This window comes from Lacinutrix cladophorae (genome assembly GCF_053604645.1).
Genome location: NZ_JBSHNR010000119.1, coordinates 320,157 through 337,830, shown reverse-complemented (window position 1 = coordinate 337,830; position 17,674 = coordinate 320,157). Strand labels below are relative to the sequence as shown.

The following is a 17,674-nucleotide window of genomic DNA, read 5'->3' as shown; positions in this document are numbered from 1 at the left end:
TTTGTTTTATTAATGCTAATTTAAACCTGTAAAACACCCAGATTAAATTTTTTCTCAATAGGAGCGTGGTTTGCAGCTTCAATTCCCATACTAATCCATGTTCTAGTATCTAACGGATTGATTACAGCATCTGTCCAAATTCGTGACGCTGCATAATATGGAGAGACTTGATTGTCGTATCTATCTTTTATTTTATTAAAAAGTTCTGCTTCTTTTTCTGGTGTAATTTCTTCTCCTTTCTTTAATAGAGATGCTTTTTCAATTTGTAATAATACTTTTGCTGCAGAGTTTCCACTCATTACAGCAAGTTCTGCACTTGGCCAAGCAGCAATTAGTCTTGGGTCGTATGCTTTTCCACACATAGCATAATTTCCAGCACCATAAGAGTTTCCAATTACAATAGTGAATTTTGGTACTACACTATTACTAACAGCGTTTACCATTTTTGCACCATCTTTTATTATACCACCATGTTCACTTTTACTACCAACCATAAAGCCAGTAACATCTTGTAAAAACACTAATGGGATTTTTTTCTGATTGCAATTTGCAATAAAACGAGTTGCTTTATCTGCGCTATCATTATAAATTACACCACCAAATTGCATTTCGCCTTTTTTGGTTTTAACTAATTTTCTTTGATTGGCAACAATTCCAACAGCCCAACCATCAATTCTGGCATATGCAGTAATTATTGTTTTGCCATAACCAGCTTTGTATTCGTCATATTCACTATCATCAACTAATCGCTTTATAATTTCAAACATGTCATATTGGTCTGCTCTACTTTTAGGAAGAATTCCGTAAATGTCTTCTTGTTTTTCTTTAGGTTTTAAAGCTTTTGCTCGGTTAAAACCGGCTTTATCATAATCACCAATCTTATCTATCAAACGTTTAATAGTATCTAAAGCATCTTTATCATCTTTTGCTTTATAATCGGTAACACCAGAAATTTCACAATGTGTAGTTGCACCACCAAGGGTTTCATTATCTATACTTTCACCAATTGCAGCTTTTACTAAATAGCTTCCAGCAAGAAAGATACTTCCTGTTTTGTCTACAATTAAAGCTTCATCACTCATTATTGGTAAATAAGCACCACCTGCAACACAGCTTCCCATAACAGCAGAAATTTGAGTAATTCCCATACTACTCATCACTGCATTATTTCTAAAAATTCGACCAAAGTGTTCTTTATCTGGAAAAATCTCATCCTGCATAGGTAAATACACACCAGCAGAATCTACTAAATAAATGATAGGTAATTTGTTTTCTATGGCAATTTCTTGAGCGCGTAAATTCTTTTTTCCAGTAATAGGAAACCAAGCACCAGCTTTAACTGTAGCATCATTAGCAACAACAATACACTGTTTTCCTTTAACATATCCTATTTTTACAACAACACCTCCAGAAGGACAACCACCATGTTCTTCATACATTCCTTCTCCTGCAAATGCACCAATTTCTATAGCTTTTGCTTTTGGATCTAGTAGGTAATCTACACGTTCTCTAGCAGTCATTTTTCCTTTCGCATGATGCTTATCTATACGTTTTTGCCCACCACCAAGTTTAACTTTTGCTAATCTTTTAGTTAAATCGGAAACTAAAAGTTTATTGTGATCTTCGTTTTTATTGAAGTTGATGTCCATAAATAAGTTTTGTTTGCTACGAATTTACAAAACAACTTGATGGTTTAAAAGTGAATGTTTTGTTAAATAATATTACATGGAAATATATTCCTAGGTAAATAAAATATTTTTTTATAGATTTACACCATCAAAACAAGTATAAATTATGAAAAGAGATAAAATTATTTTTTACGTAGCTACAGGATTATTAACATTAATCATGTTGTTTTCAGTCAGCATGTATTTTTTTAAACATGAAGATGTTGCATTAATGTTTACCAATTTTGGGTATCCAACCTATATTATTTATCCATATGCAGTTGCTAAACTTTTAGGAGTTTTTGCGCTTTGGAATCCAAATTTTAAAACCATAAAAGAATGGGCTTATGCAGGTTTCTTCTTTGCATTTATCCTTGCATTTTTTGCACATTATATGATAAGTGATGGCGGACAAATGACGGCTTTAGTAGCTATGGTATTACTAGTTGTGTCTTATATTTTTAACAAAAAAATACAAAACTAATTTAAAGCAAGCATGTTTAAAAAACGATCTATCTAAAAAGGATTAATAGTAAATAAAATGTGCCTTAAATAAACCAATACATAGAAAGAGATGAAAAAAATTATCGCATTTGCAGGAAGTAATAGTAAACAATCAATTAATAAAAAACTTGCAGTATATACTGCAAATTTAGTTGAGAATTGCGAAGTAGAAGTACTCGATCTTAATGATTTTGAATTGCCAATCTACGGAATTGATTATGAAACAGAAAATGGTGTGCCAGATAACGCTAAAGTGTTTTTAGAGAAGATTAAATCTTCAGATGGAGTAGTACTTTCTCTTGCAGAACATAATGGAGCATATGCAACAGTATTTAAAAATATCTTTGATTGGATGTCTAGAATTGATGGAAAATTATGGAGTGATAAGCCTATGTTACTTATGGCAACATCTCCAGGTGCTAGAGGAGGAGCAACGGTATTAGAAATTGCTAAAGGACGTTTTCCATATATGGGCGGAAATATAATTGCCGATTTTTCATTGCCTTCATTTAATGATAATTTTTCAGATGGTAAGCTTATAAACCCAACCTTACAGGAAGAATTATTAAATAAAGTTGTCTTGTTTAAAGAAAACGTATAATAATGGGAGATATTTCTAAAGACATTAATTCTAAATTTCCAAGCTATAAAGTGAAAGCAATGCTGAACATTATGTTTACAGCAAATTGGATTAATAGTTATCAGAATTCTTTTTTTAAACCTTTTAAAATATCATCTCAACAATACAATATTTTACGAATATTAAAAGGTGCTGGTGAAGCTTTAAAAGTACAAACCATTAAAGAACGAATGGTCGAAAGGTCTCCAAATGCAACGCGTTTAATGGATAAACTTTCAGCTAAAGAACTAATAGAACGTATTCCTTGCCCTAGCGATAGACGAGTTGTTCATATTAAGATCACTCCTAAAGGGTTGCATTTATTAGAAGATATTTCTAGAGCAAATCGAAAAGATTTACTTAAAAACTTATCTGAAGAAGAAGCAATACAATTAAGTGATTTATTAGACAAAATAAGATGAAATAAAAGAAGTTGAAATGAAAACAATACTACATAAGGCAGCAAGTAGAGGTTTTGCAAATCATGGATGGTTGCAAGCAAATCATTCTTTTAGTTTTGCTGGTTTTTATGACGAAACTAAAATACATTTTGGTGCTTTACGTGTTTTAAATGATGATGTTATTGCTCCAAAAATGGGTTTTGGTACACACCCACATGATAATATGGAAATTATTACCATTCCTTTAAAAGGAGTCCTTAAACATAGAGATAATATAATGCATCAAGAATGGCAAGAGGTTTTGCCAGGAGAAGTACAAGTTATGTCAGCAGGTACTGGTGTAAAACATTCTGAAATTAATGGTTCTGTTGAGGAGCATTTAAGTTTGTTTCAAATCTGGATTATGCCAAATAAACAAAATGTTACACCTAGATATGATCAAAAATATTTTGATGAAAATGAAAGAAAAAATAAACTTCAAGTTTTAGTATCTTCCATAGATGATGATTACGAGGGAAGTCTAAAAATTCATCAAGATGCTATAATTTCACGAATAACACTTAATAAAGATGAAAACTTTGCATACCACTTAAAAAGTAAAGCGCATATGGTGTATGTTATGAATATTCAAGGAGAAATTGAAATAAACACAGAAAATTTGCTTGCAAGAGATGCAATTGGAGTCTCAGAAACAGAACGTTTTGAAATAAAACCTAAAGAGGATTCCGAAATACTCTTTATTGAAGTTCCAAGAATATAAATTAAGCATCCAATTAGGATGTTTTTTTTATACAAAATAGCGATATTTGTATTTACTAACTAAAATAGAAATAGAAAATGGCAATGAACAAAAACACAGTATTAGGTTGGGCGACTTTCTTAATGATGGCAATGGGAGTTATTTTAATCCTTATGGGAGCTTATCGTTATGATGATGTAGCAGGTTGGGGTTTTGCAACTGTTGGGATTGGTTTTTTTTGCATAGCATGGGTTTTTAATGCATTAAAAGGTAGAGTATAAAAACTCTATAAAGAATAAATTAAAATTTAAAAAGAAGAGTTTAGTATCTTTAAAATAATTAAATAATAACAATGAGTGACGATAAAAAAGTGATTTTTTCTATGTCTGGTTTAACCAAGACATTCCAAAGTGCACAAACACCAGTTTTAAAAAATATTTATTTAAGCTTCTTTTATGGAGCAAAAATAGGAATACTAGGTCTTAATGGTTCTGGTAAATCTACTTTACTTAAAATTATTGCTGGAGTAGATAAAAATTATCAAGGAGATGTTGTTTTTTCTCCAGGGTATTCTGTAGGTTATTTAGAACAAGAACCACAGCTAGATGAAGATAAAACGGTTATGGAAATTGTGCGAGAAGGTGCGGCTGAAACCGTTGCAATTCTTGATGAATACAATAGTATTAACGACCAATTTGGATTAGAAGAAGTGTATAGCGATGCAGACAAAATGGAAAAGTTAATGAACCGTCAAGCAGTGCTTCAAGATCAAATAGATGCAGCTAATGCTTGGGAGTTAGATACCAAATTAGAAATCGCAATGGATGCTTTACGTACGCCAGATGGAGACAAAAAGATAAGTGTACTCTCTGGTGGTGAGCGTCGTCGTGTAGCTTTATGTCGTTTACTTTTACAAGAACCAGATGTATTATTATTAGATGAGCCTACCAATCATTTAGATGCAGAATCTGTACACTGGTTAGAGCATCATTTGGCACAATACAAAGGAACTGTAATTGCAGTAACGCACGATAGATACTTTTTAGATAATGTTGCTGGTTGGATTTTAGAGTTAGATAGAGGAGAAGGTATTCCATGGAAAGGAAACTATTCTTCTTGGTTAGACCAAAAATCGAAACGTATGGCCCAAGAAAGTAAGACCGCTTCTAAACGTCAAAAAACTTTAGAGCGTGAGTTAGACTGGGTACGTCAAGGAGCAAAAGGGCGTCAAACCAAACAAAAAGCACGTCTTAAAAATTATGATAAATTAATGAGTCAAGACCAAAAACAACTTGACGAAAAACTGGAGATATATATTCCAAATGGACCGCGTTTAGGTACCAATGTTATCGAAGCTGTAGGTGTAAGTAAAGGCTATGACGATAAATTACTATATGAAGATTTAAATTTCAATTTGCCACAAGCAGGGATTGTTGGTGTTATTGGTCCTAATGGTGCTGGTAAAACAACTATTTTCCGAATGATAATGGGTGAGGAAACTTCCGATAAAGGAGAGTTTAAAGTTGGAGAAACAGCAAAGATTGCCTACGTAGACCAAAAACACTCTAATATTGATCCAGAAAAAACAATTTGGCAAAACTTTAGTGATGAGCAAGAATTGGTAATGATGGGAGGAAAAGAAGTGAATTCTAGAGCCTATTTAAGCAGATTCAATTTCTCTGGAGGCGAACAAAATAAAAAAGTAAAATTACTTTCTGGTGGAGAACGTAATCGTTTGCACCTTGCTATGACATTAAAAGAAGAAGGTAACGTATTACTCTTAGATGAGCCTACTAATGATTTAGATGTAAATACATTGAGAGCCTTAGAAGAAGGTTTAGAGAACTTCGCTGGTTGTGCAGTAGTAATTAGTCACGATAGATGGTTTTTAGATAGAATTTGTACGCATATCCTTGCTTTCGAAGGCGAGTCTCAAGTATATTTCTTTGAAGGTAGTTTTTCTGATTATGAAGAAAATAAAAAGAAACGTCTTGGTGGAGATTTAATGCCAAAACGTATTAAATATAAAAAGTTAGTACGATAATAAATATTTTCTTGAAAACATAAAAAAGCCTGCATTTGCAGGCTTTTTTTATGTTTTATTTGGAATAGATATGATTCGATCCTAGTTTGTAATTACTACTTACATCCAAATCATTTATTTTTTTTAAATTTTCATCAAACAGTTTTAGCTCTTTTTCAATAGAAGCATCATGCTCATGAATATAGAGTGTTTTTTTTAAGAAGATTCCTAAAACCAAAACTGTTACAACAAAAATAATGGTACAAATAGTTGTTAGCATTTATTCTTTTTTAGCAGTATTGCTATACATATGTCCTTCAGTAAAATCCGTATATTCTTTATTATCATCTTCTAACAAATTATCCGTAGCTTTCATTAACTTTTCATTCTCAGCTTTCAGTTTGTAAGATTTTCTTAAAACAAGAATTAATAAAACAGAAAAGAATACAACACAAATTCCTAAAATAGTAATCACACTCATTTGCCTTATTAAAGCAAGAAAATGTATAGTAAAAAGGGTGATTATCATGGGGTTAGATTATGATTTTGGGAAAAATCTTCTTCAAATATATAAAAAAGATTTTAACTAAAGTGTTCATTATTAAAATATTAATACCAATTTAATTGAACGACTTCAATATTCTTATTACTGTTGTTAACCATCGTTTTAAACAATGCAACATCACTTAACCCTTCTGTTCCTCTAAAGTGATAAGGGTAAACTTGTTTTGGTGTAAAATCTAAAACAGCACTCGCAGCACTTTCAACAGGCATTGTATAAGGCAAATTCATACAAACAAAAGCTTTATCAATATTTTTTAATGCACGCATTTCAGGAATATCTTCGGTGTCACCAGAAATGTAAATACGTTCTTCTCCAAGGGTAATTACATAACCATTCCCTCTACCTTTACTATGAAATTTTAATGCTTCCTCTCGTAAATTATACATAGGTATTGCTTCAATAGAAATACCATTAACTGTTGTTGTTTTTCCATTATCTAAAATAACACTTTCTAAAAAATTTAATTCGGGTAACTTATCCGCAACAGCTTTTGGCATTACAACTGTAGCTTTACTTAAATCTAGAGCTTCTAATGTTTCTGCATTTAAATGGTCTCCATGAATATCTGTAATTAATACAATGGTTGGTTTTTTTTGTTCTTTAAAAGCTTCGGCACCACCAACAGGGTCTGTATAAATTACAGTGTTTTCATACGTTAAAACCATAGTGGCATGTTCTATAGGAGTAATTTCTAATTCTCTTTTTTTGATATCTTTTTTTTCCGTTTTTATTTCAGTATTAGTAGTTAACTCATTATTTTCTTTGCTTTTATTTTTACAGCTAGAAAAAAATAGAAGTGTAATTATTAAAATGGATATTGTGTTTTTCATGCGTATTAATTTTTTACAGTTTAAAGATAATCATCAAAAAGCAATTAATTAAAAATGTAACAAAATATTATGATTCGCTACTTATATTTTAAGTGATTTCATTTTCGATACTGATATTTTTTATCGAAATTGCTTAACCAAATATAGTTCAACTTAAAACACGCAATACAATATGTCTGATGATTTTGATTTATTAGAAACAAACGCCAACGAGAAAACAGAAAAGGTAGATGTAAACTGGGGGAAAGCCATTGACCAAATGAAGTCAAAATTGGCACAAGAAGACGATCCAGAAAGCCGCCAAAAAATCTTAAATGCAACATTAGATAATGTTGTAGATATGGCAGAAAAAGATAGAACTACATTATTAGACGCCATTAAAGACTTAACCGATTATCAAGACGAAGTTGGTATTATGTTCGAAGGTTTTTCTGCATTAAATGGCGAAGAACAAAAAATTATTGACGATGCTATTAAGCGTTTAGAGCGTGCAAAAGTTGAACTGGAAGATGCTAACGCAAAACCAGATACGTTTTGGAACAACCTTTGGGGAAGAAAAGGCAAAATAAAAAAAGCAGAACTAGAACTACAAGAAGCACAAAAAACTCGTGATGCTGCCGATAATAAAGCAAAAGCATTATTTCAGCAACGTATAGAAAGTGCAGATGTGCAAACCTTGTTAAACGAACTTTCTTTTAAAAGTCAAGCAGCTGTAAAACGCTTAAAAGACCGAGAAGTAGAAATTAAAGAAGTAGAAGAAAGCCTTAAAACTGCTATTGTAGAAGCTTCTAACAACCATACAAAGGCATTACAAAAAAAGAAAGAAGTAGAAGATAAACTCGAAGAACAATACGCTTTATTAAAACAAGCACGTCAAGCACTAGAAGAAGTAGCAGATAAACAATCTACAGAATACTCCGATGCACTATCTAAGGTAACCACTTTAGAGCAAAAAGTAGAAGAGTTAGAAGGGCTTAAAAACGCTTACACAACACTTGCAGCTTCTAAAGATAGTTTTGTGCACAAACATAATTTAACTATTAAAGTATTAACTTCTTTACGTAGTAATTTACAAACGCATCGTGCAAAATTAAAAAGTGATACCGACGAACGTCTTAAATACTACGATGGTTATGTAGTGGCTTTAAAGGCGAGAACAGACCAAGAATTTGCAGCAATTTTAGAACATTTAGGAGTAAAAACAGATGAGCATATTGGCGAAACATTAGCATCTATGCATACTGCTTCTGCTAAAGCACGTCAAGAAATGATGGATAATATTCCGGTACACGAAAAAGTAATGCAAGGCGTTTACGGTAGTTATGCAGAGGCTTTAAATGAAATTCGTGAGAAAGATAAATCCATTCAAAAGAATTTTGCAGAACGCTACGGAATCGATATGAAAGAAATTTTTGAAGATTATTATGCTGCAGATCCTAATGCACCTTCAAATGGTGGAGGTGATGAACCAGCAGATGCTCCAAAACCAGAAACTAACGACGACGATATGCTGTCTTAATAGGTTACTTCTAGTGATTTATTAAAAAAGAATAAATAGTATCGTGAAGATAAGAATAGCGTTGCCTAATTTTGCTTTTCATGGCAAAATTAGGTCAGGCTTTCACTACTCGCTCTCTGCGAGGAGCTCAAACAAACCGTTCAATCCTTAACGCACTTGCGCAACCTTAAACAAACAAAAAAAGCTATACGCTAATAGCCAAACAATGATAGTAACACCTCTAGACTCCGCAATACTTGACTCCAAAGAGCAATATGTTTTCTATCACAAAATGGTAGACTTTGCACTTAAAGAACTTATTGTTGCAGTACAACAAAAGCAACTATTAAACGAACAAGAAATTCTCTTATTTAAGCAATACAGCGATTTGTTGTTATATTCTGTAGAAGCCATGCGTGTAAAATATAGGTACGACGATGAAGAAAACATGAAAGTCGATTTAACAGATTCTGGTTTTCCAAACTATTTAGAGTTTCGTTATTTGTTTAATGATTTAGAGCTTCGTGAAGAGTATTTAGGTAAACTAACCAATATAGAAACTTTAAAAGAAGAGTTTTTAAACACCTTACTTCACAAAAAAGAACCAATAGCAAAACGAAAATTATTTCAAGCTTCTTCAATAGTGTATTATGCATCCGCAAAAAAAGAATATATATTTAATCGTTTTGTACAAGGTAAAATTATAGAAGCACCAGAAAATGCACCAGCAGAACACTTGGTAAGTTGGAGTTTTTACGATGTGTCACACAATAGACCATTTATTTGTTATATGTATTTTGATTACGATGGTAGTAATCCGCAAAAAGAAAGAGACGAAATATACAAAACGCTTAAAACGGTTGCAGATAGAGAAATGAATTTAGATACCATGGCTTATGGTATCGATAAACGTTTGCCTAAAGTATTTCCTAAACACATAAAAAGAGTAGATTTAGGTCCTATACACAATATATTTGCAAAAGATGAGAACCAAGTAACACATGCAATTCTTGAAGGTATTGCAAGAAAAACGATTCCGTTAAACTCGTATGCAATTTCATTTAAAATAGACGAATTAAAATCGCAAAGCGAATTTAAAGAAGGGAGTTTCTTTAGCAAGCAAACCTTTCAAAAATGGGATACTGTTTTTAGACAACGTTACGTGTTTGCACCACACAGAATCATACAATTACTATACAATAAAACACCAGAAATTATGAATAAACTAGCAAAAGCACCAATTGAAGTAAGTAGTATTCAGTAGGTAGTTTGCAGTTACAGAACGTAAAAAAGAAGCAATGTCATTTAAAACATTATTAGCATACCAAAAAGAATTGCTAATTAGAAGCGAAGAAATTGGTAAACCCATTAATTAGAGGATGAAAAATTTAAATAGAAACTAAACCTGACTGCACACTGCAGACTGAGGATTAAATAAAAAATAGCAAAGGATGTCCGTTAGAGTAAATACGGAGGACTCAATATTGCATACTGAAGACTAAAAACAAATGGAACACAACACAACTTTCCCTATTAAACAAAACGAACTAGATATGCTTCGTGATGAAGCTACTAGCTATATAAAATCGGTACAATGGGAACAAAGCCAACGTGCAAAAAATAAAGATAATGATGCCAAAGACGAATCCATTTTACTGTATTTGTCTAGAGCAAATAATGGTAGTCATGTTGATGTGACTTCAGTTTCTAAAACTATTTTAGCTTTAAAAAAACGTTTGTTACCCGAATCTGTAGCAATACCAATTCACTTAAATCATACACTCTATGCGGTTCAAGAAGGAATTACTTTAGGAATTTGGATAAAAGATAGTTATTACGATGCATCTGGTTTATCTACTTTAAACGAAAATAAATCGGCTTTAGATACTAACGGAAAACGAGAATACGAAAGTAAAAGGCATACTGCAACCGCATATATGCTTTTTGCTACTGCTTACAAAATATTACACGATTTAAAACCGCATGCCTCTGACGATTTATCGGTTATGAAACAAAAATTTGCGGGTATTCCAGAAGTATCTTTACTTTCTCCTTTAAAAGGAATAGCATGTCAGTTGTTTTATTATGACAAGTATTTAGCGCATCCAGATATTGTGAAATCAGATAAAGATGTTATCGATTTTACAGTGGTTTATTTTGAAGCACTAATCGACGAAATTCAACTTCGTAAAAGCAGTTTAGAATACACAGAAACTATAGTAGATAGAACTTATAAATTGGAAAAAAGCGAGTTTGCGATTTCTGGTTGGGATAATGTGTTTTCTGGTACAGCAAAAAGTATCGAGTTTAATAAAATTCAATTCGAACAAATTGTTGGTAACAGAGATGCAAAACACTTTGCAAGACGTTTAACTGAACGTATGCTCAGTTACGATTTTGAAGCAAAGAAAAATCCGTTTCAAGAACTTGGAGGTTTTATGCCAGTTTTTATGGGGTATGGAATTCCAGGAACTGGAAAAAGTATGTTAATTGCTGCAATTGCAACACGTTTAAAAGAACATTGCGATAATTTAGATATTCCATTTTTATTTCACCCAATGCCAGATACTTTAATTAGTACTTTTCAAGGTGGTTCTGCCGAAAAAATGGTAGAATGGATGAAACCTTTACAAGATCCCACAAAATTAATATTTGCACCAATTGATGATGCCGAAAATAATTTGCAAGAACGTACTGCGCAAGGTGTTTCTGCAGGAGTAAAAGAAGTTATTGGTGTGTTTTTACGATATACTGAAGGTGCTTACGCGGTGAATTATGGTAATAGTTCTGTAGGCTTGTTTACCAATCTTCCAGAAATGTTAGATAAAGCCGTTATTTCTCGTGTACAAGGACGTTTTAAAATTGATGGAGCACGAACGGAACATGACTTTTTAGATCAAGATCATCTTTGGTGGCGTAAACTAGATACAACGATGCCAGACTTTGTAAATATGCAAGGTCCAGAAAATTATAGCTACTTACAAGATCAAGGATTAGCAAAAAGTATGGGAGAAATATTAAATGTTTCTAATAAACCAACAGAAGAACGTGTTTTGGATGCTTACAGTAAAGTAGAAAAACATTTTAAGACAAGTCATCACCTGTTTTATGCAAATTTATACATGGAGATTCAAAAGATCTTTCCATTCTTTTCCTCGCGTGATGTTCGTAATATTCAAAGTGCAGTTTCCCTTCGTTTAACCGATTTTGATTTAGAGGAAGATTGGTTTGACAATCCTGAAATTTATTTCAAAAAAGATTACGATACCAAGTTTAATATGTTGCAAGAATTAATGCGAGCCAATATGAAAGGTTTAGACTTTTCCGAAATAAGAAGACAAGAAGTAGTACGATATTTAGATAATGTGGCAACCATTGCAGATACCGATTTTAAACGAAAAGTAGATGCAAGAGTGAATCAAATGAATATCGATTTAGAAGCTAGAGAGCAGTTTGGAAAATAAATCTTTTCCTGAAAACTCATGTCACTTCGAGTGATTTTAGAGAAAGCGAAAATAGTATCAAGAAGCAAGTGATTGTTGAATAAGGAAATAATAGGAGAAGCATTTTTAGTAGATATTTAAATTATGAATAAACTTAAAAACATAACAAACAAGGTATTATCTAATGAATGGGCTACTTTAAACCAAATCGATTACGATTATCAATTTAAAGATGGAAGCTGGAAACGCATCTCTCGTGAGAGTTACGATAGAGGAGATGGCGCCTGTATTTTATTATATAACATAGAGAAACGTACTGTAATTTTAACCAAACAATTTAGAATGCCTGCTTATGCGAATAATAAAAATGAAGGCATGTCTATTGAGGTTTGTGCAGGAGCAATAGATAAGCAAGAAGCCCCAGAAGTATGTATTATTAGAGAAGTAGAAGAGGAGGTTGGTTATAAAATACCAAAAGCAACTAAGGTTTTAGAAGCTTACACTTCTCCGGGAGCAGTAACCGAAAAAATGTACTTATTTGTTGCAGAATATTCAGATGCAATGAAAATTAATGAAGGTGGAGGATTAGCGATTGAAAACGAGGAAATTGAAGTTTTAGAAATCCCTTTTCATGAAGCAATACAAATGATGAATAATCAGGAAATTATAGATGCAAAAACAATTATGTTATTGCAATACGCCCAGATACATCAATGGATTGATTAAATATATTGTCACTTCGAGTGATTTTCGACGAAGGAGAAAATAGTAACCAGGAGTGAGTGATTATTTAGAAACGAAAAATAGTATTAAGAATAAGATTGCCGCTTTCGCGGAAACAAGATGCAAAAATTAAAAAACGCTAATTTATACCAAAGTGAGCTCATACCAATAAGTGGTAAATTGGTAGAACGTTATAATAAATGCCTAGTGAAATTAGGCTTTGATGCAACAGCACTTACCAGTTTTTCTATAGACGGCATTGGTTGGAGTCCTGAAATTGCTGAAGAAAAAAAGAACATGCATTACCTTAATCATGGAGATGCAAACCCGCACGGAATTATTATTTCTCCTCTGCAAAAAGGGAAACCAGTTTACATTCCGTATCATACGTTCGATCGGGAAATGATGAAGTTTGTTTTTAATACTTACGAATCTAAAATTAATGACATTACAAGAGATTGCGCAATATGTTTAGATTTCGATCAAAATATAGATGCTTTTTACGAACCCTTAGATGTCCTTAAATACGATACGGTTTCTATTAATTTTCATTTAATAAACGAATTGTATCATGTACAAAAAGAACAATTTCAACTTATTGAAAAATTTAAAGAAGGGAATAATTTTATAGACGAAGATTTACAGCAACAACTTCTTGACTCCGCAAAAACCTATGGCGATTTAAGGCATAGAGATTTAGAATTACCTCCTATAGATTTTAAAACAAGTTCTTTTTATACCAGAGCACTTGGAGGTGTTTATGTATTGCGAGATTTTATCAGTGAAATTGTTGTTTTCGAAGACCTTAAAACGTATAAAGAAGCAATAAAAGACACCATTCATGAAGTCATTATTTTTCATATCGAGCAACCAGAACTCATGGATAAACTGCGAGATCATGTAATTGTAGAATGTGATTTAGAAAAAGTTATTCAGAAAGCACAATACCAACGTGTTAAAAAAATGATGCTCTATCAAGAATTAAAAGAAACAAAGCATCCTATTAAAGATGTTTTAGACGATAATGTTTTATTTAGACGATATTTAAATACTATAGATGCTACAGCTTTAAAAAGAGTAAATGGGGTAGAAATTTATTTAGAAAAAATAGAACGAAGCAACACTTTTAAAATTCATGATTTAGTTAATCAAAAGTTTTATGATGCATTACACCAGCCACATTCCTCTCTTAATGCAAAACACCAAGATTTAATCTGGAAACTACTAATTAATGTTTCGCCTAAAGATGTATTGTTTTTGTATTGGTATGATAAAGAAGCATTTTATAAAGCATATCAAACTTACAGTGACTCAATGAAAGATTGGGTAATAGAAACTATTAGTAACAATATTTAAAGAAATTAGACTAATTTAGTAGTCAGTCATATAAAACAAAAAAATGGGTTTAGAAGTTATCATATTTATAGCAGCAATACTTTTCGGAATATTTATTTACTGGAGAGAGTCTAATGGAAATGCTTTGTATCGTTTTATTAATAAGATGCTAAACAACAAAGCTTTACAAATGAAAGCTTCCAATAAAAAAGGCTTTGTATACCAACAAGCTTTTTTGCCAAGACTAGTTTATGTAGCTGGAGCATTTTTATTAATTGCTGTATTGTTTCAATTTTTAACTCCATTTAAAATATTTAGCAATTACTACGGTATTTCTATATTTTTCTCAAGTATTGTTGGTACGCTAATTGGCACATATATAGCTAATTTTATTTTCAAATCGGGAGAGGTAATCGATGAAAAAAGCGACTCTATAGAAGATGTTTTTCAGGAAACCATAGAAAAAGGAAAAGATTTTATTGAGGATTTAAAAGAAAAAGGAGAAAGAACTTTTGATACAACAGAATCTGAAGTGAAAGAAGTAAAAGAAGATGCGAAAGCAGAAACGAAAAGTGCAAGAGAAAGATTGAAAGACAAAGGGTTGATGTAGTAGGTTTCTGCGAAGACTAGAATCTTTTAAATATAAAATCAAATATTAAAAAAATAGATTCCCATTTTCATGGGAATGAAAAAATAAATTTTCAATGATTAAAAACTACTGGAAAAAAGGAGCAAAGCAAAAAACAATTTTAATTATAGGTTTACTTGTGCTAATAATCGCATTGTTTATTTTACGAGACGATTATCAACCAGCTTTATTATTTGTAAGAAAGTACATTTTTGTAATTCTATTAAGTGCAATTGTGCTATTTCTAGGTTTGCGAAAATTTAGAAATACTGCATCCGGTGGAAGCAGAATTGGCGTTTTGGTAATGATGATGCTTTTTTTCGGATTACTATATCTTGTAGGTTGGCATTTTAAGATGTATGATTATATGAAAACATATAATGTGTATAATAATCTAAATAAAATTCAAATAAATGAACTTCCTTTAACGCAAAACGAACGTATACAACCACTGCGAAATATTTATTCTATGGCTAATGAAAGTGTTGGAGAAACCAAAGATGTTTCGCTTCCACATCTAGTTAGAGTAGACGGTTTAAATAAATGGACAATGGCAATACAGCCAACCGAAAAGTACGTTTGGCAAGGTATGAGTGATAATACAGAAGAAGTTTTTGCTGTATCTAGCACAACACCTTTTCCTCGTTTTTCTAGCGAAAACAGGATTCCAGTAACCTTTTCTATTGGCGAATCTTTAAAATTTAGTCGTAATACATACAACGCAGTAGTACAGCGTTTTAATCCTTGGATGCTTTTTAATTTTGAACCAAGCGATACGTTTTATATGAAAAACGATTCCGGACAATGGGTAGAAGTAGTAAGCCTAATTAAATGGAAAGGTTTTTTATTTCCATATCCTACTTTTGGAGGTGTTATGGTTGTAGATAGTGGCGAACACGATTTTAACGATTATATAGAACGTATTACCATTGGAAAAGGAACTTATATTTCTCCAGAAGAAATGCAGAGCCATCCATATTTAACAAAACAAAATACATTGTCTGAAAAGGTTTCTCGTTTACAAGCAGAATCTTTAAAATTTTTAGGCGGATTTAGCGATCCATTGCCATGGAATATGAAAACTGCTGTTAAAATTCCAAACTTACCAAACGACCAAAATCAGCAGCCTTTTGTAACCGATTTTGATTTTTCAGATACTAAAGTTAGTGCTTACAGTGGCTTGTACCATTGGTTTGGATTAGAGCCTGTAGGAGACGAGCGTACTAGCTTAACCTTTAGTGTTTTTATCCCATCTGATGGTACAGACGCTCTTTATTATTATAATCATGCAGAAAAAAAACAAGGATATGCTGGTGTTTCCGCAATGCCATTAAAAGTTATAGAATCTAGAAAAGAATACGATTGGTCTGTTAATAAACCAGTAGAGTTTAGACCCTATATTAAAGATATTGCAGGTAGAAAAAGAATGTTTTTTTTAGGAACAGTTTCTGCTGTACGAGAAGAAAGTGCTCAGTTTGATGGTTCAGCAACTCCAGATTTAGCCTTAATAGATAGCGAATACAGAGATGTAGTTTGGATTGATGCTAAACACCCAAGTCAATGGGAAAAAACAGTGTATGATCAATTAAACGAAGCATGGAGAGCAAGTGAAGGAATTGGTTATTATTTTGAAGAAGAAACAAAAACAATAGAAACTGCACAAAAAATATTAGATTCTATAAAATCAATTCCTGCTGTAGATAAAGAAGCTTTGCAAATTGAAAAACTACAACGACAAATAGATTCTATTAAGGCTTTAAAGGAAGTAGTTAAAGAGGAAACTAAATGATATAGCGTTTCTTATAAAAGGAGTTGTGTGCAATTTGAAAAACCGAACTAAATGGAAACAAAATGTTTAGACATCAAGGTAAAAGCAGAACAATAAAACATAATCTGCGAATTGCTGCGATTTTATCCTTTGTTGCTGGAATTGTTAATGTTACAGGGTTTTTAGCTTTTAACCAATTGACAACTAATGTAACTGGGCATTTTGCTCTTTTTATCAGTGATGTTGCCAATTTTGATGTTTGGAAAGGAACAATTTATTTCCTTTATATTTTTTCCTTTTTCTTCGGCTCTTTTTTATCAAGTTTCCTAATTGAAAAATTCAAAGGAAATAAAAAACTTAATGTTTTTGTTTTACCAACATTAATTGAATGCCTAATTTTATTATCAATTTCTATCATAAGCAATACTGGAGAAATAAAGTATCCTGACTTAATTGTTTGTTCACTACTCTTCGCTATGGGACTTCAAAATTCTTTTGTTACTAAAATTTCAAATGCAATTGTAAGAACAACACATCTTACTGGATTATTTACAGATTTAGGAATTGAATTATCGCAACTATTTTTTCCTGATTCACATCCACATAGAGAAAAAATTAAAGCGACTGTAAAGCTGCGAATTTATATAATTTGCTTCTTTTTTCTTGGTGGAATAATCGGTGGATTTCTTTACTCAAGACTTAACTTGAGATTAAACACTCTGATTGTAGGAGCTGTAATTTTATTAATAAGTCTGTTTTATGACGATTTAAGATATAGATTAATCAGAACTAAAAGAAAATATAAACAAAGAAAAAAAACGGCACACAATACCGTGTAAAAAACATTGCTTGTTTTGGCTAAACCAAAGGTCGTTGTATTTTTGTTACATCTGATTTTCCTTCGAAAAATCCTCGCACACAAAACCGCAAC

The 17,674-nt window shown here is 32.0% G+C and carries 18 protein-coding genes; 14 read left to right on the top strand and 4 right to left on the bottom strand.

Going from position 1 to position 17,674, the window contains the following annotated elements:
- Positions 1-20: 20 nt before the first annotated feature.
- A complete protein-coding gene (locus ACVC3Y_RS11850; RefSeq protein WP_303423803.1) occupies positions 21-1,649 on the bottom strand; it encodes an acyl-CoA carboxylase subunit beta in 1,629 nt (542 codons plus the stop codon).
- Between the two features lie 145 nt (positions 1,650-1,794).
- Between ACVC3Y_RS11850 and ACVC3Y_RS11845 the strand changes: the two genes are divergently transcribed.
- The 6 genes from ACVC3Y_RS11845 to ettA all read left to right on the top strand — a co-directional run bounded on the left by ACVC3Y_RS11845 (position 1,795) and on the right by ettA (position 5,974).
- Positions 1,795-2,151 (top strand): DoxX family protein, encoded by a 357-nt coding sequence (locus ACVC3Y_RS11845; protein WP_303423802.1) that lies wholly within the window; start codon positions 1,795-1,797, stop codon positions 2,149-2,151.
- Positions 2,152-2,241: 90 nt separating this feature from the next.
- Positions 2,242-2,772, top strand: coding sequence for an NADPH-dependent FMN reductase (locus ACVC3Y_RS11840; protein WP_452227001.1), 531 nt, complete (start codon positions 2,242-2,244; stop codon positions 2,770-2,772).
- A 2-nt stretch (positions 2,773-2,774) separates the two neighbouring features.
- Complete coding sequence (locus tag ACVC3Y_RS11835) at positions 2,775-3,212, top strand: MarR family winged helix-turn-helix transcriptional regulator (protein ID WP_303423800.1); 438 nt, start codon at positions 2,775-2,777, stop codon at positions 3,210-3,212.
- Positions 3,213-3,228: 16 nt separating this feature from the next.
- Positions 3,229-3,951, top strand: a complete 723-nt coding sequence (locus ACVC3Y_RS11830) for a pirin family protein (RefSeq protein ID WP_452227000.1) — start codon at positions 3,229-3,231, stop codon at positions 3,949-3,951.
- A gap of 77 nt (positions 3,952-4,028) precedes the next feature.
- Positions 4,029-4,211, top strand: a complete 183-nt coding sequence (locus ACVC3Y_RS11825) for a CAL67264 family membrane protein (RefSeq protein ID WP_303423798.1) — start codon at positions 4,029-4,031, stop codon at positions 4,209-4,211.
- Between the two features lie 71 nt (positions 4,212-4,282).
- The gene (gene ettA, locus ACVC3Y_RS11820) at positions 4,283-5,974 is read left to right on the top strand and encodes an energy-dependent translational throttle protein EttA (RefSeq protein ID WP_303423797.1); all 1,692 of its coding nucleotides are present in this window, start codon (positions 4,283-4,285) and stop codon (positions 5,972-5,974) included.
- Positions 5,975-6,029: 55 nt separating this feature from the next.
- On the opposite strand, the gene ACVC3Y_RS11815 is transcribed toward ettA, so the two are convergent.
- The 3 genes from ACVC3Y_RS11815 to ACVC3Y_RS11805 all read right to left on the bottom strand — a co-directional run bounded on the left by ACVC3Y_RS11815 (position 6,030) and on the right by ACVC3Y_RS11805 (position 7,348).
- Positions 6,030-6,233: a hypothetical protein gene (locus ACVC3Y_RS11815; RefSeq protein WP_303423796.1), complete on the bottom strand. Its 204-nt coding sequence runs from the start codon at positions 6,231-6,233 to the stop codon at positions 6,030-6,032.
- Positions 6,234-6,482 carry a hypothetical protein gene (locus ACVC3Y_RS11810; RefSeq protein ID WP_303423795.1) on the bottom strand — a complete coding sequence of 83 codons (249 nt, stop codon included), beginning with the start codon at positions 6,480-6,482 and terminating at the stop codon, positions 6,234-6,236.
- Positions 6,483-6,562: 80 nt separating this feature from the next.
- Positions 6,563-7,348 carry an MBL fold metallo-hydrolase gene (locus tag ACVC3Y_RS11805; protein ID WP_303423794.1) on the bottom strand — a complete coding sequence of 262 codons (786 nt, stop codon included), beginning with the start codon at positions 7,346-7,348 and terminating at the stop codon, positions 6,563-6,565.
- Between the two features lie 172 nt (positions 7,349-7,520).
- Here ACVC3Y_RS11805 and ACVC3Y_RS11800 point away from each other — a divergent pair, with 172 nt between their 5' ends.
- The 8 genes from ACVC3Y_RS11800 to ACVC3Y_RS11765 all read left to right on the top strand — a co-directional run bounded on the left by ACVC3Y_RS11800 (position 7,521) and on the right by ACVC3Y_RS11765 (position 17,582).
- Positions 7,521-8,867 (top strand): microtubule-binding protein, encoded by a 1,347-nt coding sequence (locus tag ACVC3Y_RS11800; protein ID WP_452226999.1) that lies wholly within the window; start codon positions 7,521-7,523, stop codon positions 8,865-8,867.
- Between the two features lie 205 nt (positions 8,868-9,072).
- Complete coding sequence (locus ACVC3Y_RS11795; RefSeq protein ID WP_303423792.1) at positions 9,073-10,110, top strand: hypothetical protein; 1,038 nt, start codon at positions 9,073-9,075, stop codon at positions 10,108-10,110.
- A gap of 244 nt (positions 10,111-10,354) precedes the next feature.
- The gene (locus ACVC3Y_RS11790) at positions 10,355-12,310 is read left to right on the top strand and encodes an AAA family ATPase (protein WP_303423791.1); all 1,956 of its coding nucleotides are present in this window, start codon (positions 10,355-10,357) and stop codon (positions 12,308-12,310) included.
- 123 nt (positions 12,311-12,433) lie between these two features.
- Positions 12,434-13,015, top strand: a complete 582-nt coding sequence (locus ACVC3Y_RS11785; protein ID WP_452226998.1) for an NUDIX domain-containing protein — start codon at positions 12,434-12,436, stop codon at positions 13,013-13,015.
- 117 nt (positions 13,016-13,132) lie between these two features.
- Positions 13,133-14,368: a DUF6638 family protein gene (locus tag ACVC3Y_RS11780; protein ID WP_452226997.1), complete on the top strand. Its 1,236-nt coding sequence runs from the start codon at positions 13,133-13,135 to the stop codon at positions 14,366-14,368.
- A gap of 43 nt (positions 14,369-14,411) precedes the next feature.
- Positions 14,412-14,957, top strand: a complete 546-nt coding sequence (locus tag ACVC3Y_RS11775) for a hypothetical protein (RefSeq protein WP_303423788.1) — start codon at positions 14,412-14,414, stop codon at positions 14,955-14,957.
- Between the two features lie 94 nt (positions 14,958-15,051).
- The gene (locus ACVC3Y_RS11770; RefSeq protein ID WP_452226996.1) at positions 15,052-16,764 is read left to right on the top strand and encodes a hypothetical protein; all 1,713 of its coding nucleotides are present in this window, start codon (positions 15,052-15,054) and stop codon (positions 16,762-16,764) included.
- A 62-nt stretch (positions 16,765-16,826) separates the two neighbouring features.
- Positions 16,827-17,582, top strand: coding sequence for a YoaK family protein (locus ACVC3Y_RS11765; protein ID WP_452226995.1), 756 nt, complete (start codon positions 16,827-16,829; stop codon positions 17,580-17,582).
- The last annotated feature ends 92 nt before the right edge of the window (positions 17,583-17,674 follow it).

What these genes read in the sequence shown, in the direction of transcription:
- ACVC3Y_RS11850 (WP_303423803.1), bottom strand. Translation starts at nt 1,649, where the DNA reads ATGGACATCAACTTCAATAAAAACGAAGATCACAATAAACTTTTAGTT.
- ACVC3Y_RS11845 (WP_303423802.1), top strand. Translation starts at nt 1,795, where the DNA reads ATGAAAAGAGATAAAATTATTTTTTACGTAGCTACAGGATTATTAACA.
- ACVC3Y_RS11840 (WP_452227001.1), top strand. Translation starts at nt 2,242, where the DNA reads ATGAAAAAAATTATCGCATTTGCAGGAAGTAATAGTAAACAATCAATT.
- ACVC3Y_RS11835 (WP_303423800.1), top strand. Translation starts at nt 2,775, where the DNA reads ATGGGAGATATTTCTAAAGACATTAATTCTAAATTTCCAAGCTATAAA.
- ACVC3Y_RS11830 (WP_452227000.1), top strand. Translation starts at nt 3,229, where the DNA reads ATGAAAACAATACTACATAAGGCAGCAAGTAGAGGTTTTGCAAATCAT.
- ACVC3Y_RS11825 (WP_303423798.1), top strand. Translation starts at nt 4,029, where the DNA reads ATGGCAATGAACAAAAACACAGTATTAGGTTGGGCGACTTTCTTAATG.
- ettA (WP_303423797.1), top strand. Translation starts at nt 4,283, where the DNA reads ATGAGTGACGATAAAAAAGTGATTTTTTCTATGTCTGGTTTAACCAAG.
- ACVC3Y_RS11815 (WP_303423796.1), bottom strand. Translation starts at nt 6,233, where the DNA reads ATGCTAACAACTATTTGTACCATTATTTTTGTTGTAACAGTTTTGGTT.
- ACVC3Y_RS11810 (WP_303423795.1), bottom strand. Translation starts at nt 6,482, where the DNA reads ATGATAATCACCCTTTTTACTATACATTTTCTTGCTTTAATAAGGCAA.
- ACVC3Y_RS11805 (WP_303423794.1), bottom strand. Translation starts at nt 7,348, where the DNA reads ATGAAAAACACAATATCCATTTTAATAATTACACTTCTATTTTTTTCT.
- ACVC3Y_RS11800 (WP_452226999.1), top strand. Translation starts at nt 7,521, where the DNA reads ATGTCTGATGATTTTGATTTATTAGAAACAAACGCCAACGAGAAAACA.
- ACVC3Y_RS11795 (WP_303423792.1), top strand. Translation starts at nt 9,073, where the DNA reads ATGATAGTAACACCTCTAGACTCCGCAATACTTGACTCCAAAGAGCAA.
- ACVC3Y_RS11790 (WP_303423791.1), top strand. Translation starts at nt 10,355, where the DNA reads ATGGAACACAACACAACTTTCCCTATTAAACAAAACGAACTAGATATG.
- ACVC3Y_RS11785 (WP_452226998.1), top strand. Translation starts at nt 12,434, where the DNA reads ATGAATAAACTTAAAAACATAACAAACAAGGTATTATCTAATGAATGG.
- ACVC3Y_RS11780 (WP_452226997.1), top strand. Translation starts at nt 13,133, where the DNA reads ATGCAAAAATTAAAAAACGCTAATTTATACCAAAGTGAGCTCATACCA.
- ACVC3Y_RS11775 (WP_303423788.1), top strand. Translation starts at nt 14,412, where the DNA reads ATGGGTTTAGAAGTTATCATATTTATAGCAGCAATACTTTTCGGAATA.
- ACVC3Y_RS11770 (WP_452226996.1), top strand. Translation starts at nt 15,052, where the DNA reads ATGATTAAAAACTACTGGAAAAAAGGAGCAAAGCAAAAAACAATTTTA.
- ACVC3Y_RS11765 (WP_452226995.1), top strand. Translation starts at nt 16,827, where the DNA reads ATGTTTAGACATCAAGGTAAAAGCAGAACAATAAAACATAATCTGCGA.